This window comes from Ruminococcus bromii, from assembly GCF_002834225.1.
Taxonomy (GTDB): domain Bacteria; phylum Bacillota; class Clostridia; order Oscillospirales; family Acutalibacteraceae; genus Ruminococcoides; species Ruminococcoides bromii.
On the sequence record NZ_NNSR01000002.1, the window covers coordinates 1 to 602 of the forward strand.

At 43.2% G+C, this 602-nt stretch carries 1 protein-coding gene; it reads right to left on the reverse strand.

Annotated elements, in window-relative coordinates:
* Window positions 1-602: restriction endonuclease subunit S (locus RBATCC27255_RS00010; RefSeq protein ID WP_341458184.1), on the reverse strand; the 602-nt coding region annotated here is incomplete at both ends.

Here is a 602-nt window from a genome sequence, read left to right on the forward strand (position 1 = left end):
CCTCTTTTATACTTCTTGAGGGATGCCACAAGTTTCTCTTGTGCAGCAATTCTTTCATCCAGACTTTGGAGAAAGGACGCAATTTTGCTCTGTTCCTGCTCTGATGGAAGGTTGATGGGCATAGCAAAGAAAGTATCGTCTTTGATGCTTACTCTGTCATGTCTCGCACCACTATCACCAGACATATAAATGTATCTATGCCAAGCCGATGACCGAAAATACCACTCATAGTACAGCGGATTGATTTCGTCTTTCGCATGAAAACAAAGATACAGCGGAGAAACGATGCCATCCTCTGCATACTTGTAGCTGCTAATCGGACCGTATGGAGCATCGGACGATTTGCGAGGATTATATACGAAGTCATTTTGTCGGATGATATAATAGCCGCTTGTGTTATCGCTGTTTGCAATATCCTTATCAAAATACTCGCGTTGCGGAATAAGACCGAGCTTTGCGGAATTGCAAATTACATTCGTAATATGTCCATCAGCATTTTTCTGTGTGCTTTTAGAGAAAAGCGCAGATAAAGTAGTTTCTTTCCACGGCTCATCGAAGCCCGGAAAGCGGAGTTTCGGACGCTTCTCAAGACCGTTACTTGA